General features: G+C 68.5%; 1 protein-coding gene. It reads right to left on the bottom strand.

Translation table 11 applies throughout. The features are described 5' to 3' along the window. On the bottom strand, positions 1-929 hold a 929-nt coding region (locus tag AQI95_RS44150), incomplete at its 3' end, for a beta-ketoacyl reductase (RefSeq protein WP_425264983.1). Positions 930-941: the final 12 nt, after the last annotated feature.

The raw sequence follows: 941 nt of genomic DNA, 5'->3' as shown, positions 1-941 counted from the left end.
GCCAGCAGGTGCCGCGCCAGCAACACCGGCGTCGGATAGTCGAACACCAGCGTCGGCGGCAGCCGCAGCCCCGTCTCCGCCTTCAGAACGTTCCGCAGCTCCACAGCCGTCAGCGAATCAAAGCCCAGATCACGGAACGCACGCTCCGCATCCACCGCCCCCGCACCACCATGACCCAGAACCGCAGCCACCCGACCACACACCAGATCCAGCAGCACACCCTCACGCTCCGCCACCGGCACACCCAGCAACCGCGCCACCAACGGCGAACCACCATCCGCACCCGCACCAGAACCCGCACCCCGACGCTCCACCGCACGCCGAACCGGAACCCGCACCAAAGCCCGCAACAACGCCGGAACCGAACCCGACGACACCGCCTGAGCCCGCAACACCGACACATCCAGATGCATCGGCACCAACACCGCCGCATCCACCCTCAACGCCGTATCGAACAACGCCAGGCCTTCCTCGGCGGCGAGCGCGGCGACGCCTTCGCGGGCCAGGCGGCGGAGGTTGGCGTCGTCGAGCGTCGCGGCCATGCCCGATGCGCCCTCGGCTCCGTTGCCGGTCTGCGGGGCCCACAGGCCCCAGGCCAGAGAGACCGCCGGCAGACCCTCGGCCCGCCGCTGCTCCGCCAACGCCTCCAAGAAAGCATTGGCCGCCGCATAATTCGCCTGCCCCGCCGCACCGAACGCAGCCGCAGCACCCGAGAACAACACGAACGCCGACAGACCCAGACCCCGCGTCAACTCATGCAGATTCCACGCCGCATCCACCTTCGGACGCAACACCCCCGCAACCCGCTCCGCAGTCAACGCACCCAGCACACCGTCATCCAGCACACCAGCCGTATGCACCACACCCGTCAACGGGCACTCATCCGAAATCCCCGCCAACAACCCAGCCAACGAATCCCGGTCCGCCACATCACAGGCGAC

Source organism: Streptomyces yokosukanensis, from assembly GCF_001514035.1.
Classification (GTDB): Bacteria; Actinomycetota; Actinomycetes; order Streptomycetales; family Streptomycetaceae; genus Streptomyces; species Streptomyces yokosukanensis.
This window is presented reverse-complemented; position numbering and strand designations above follow the sequence as displayed.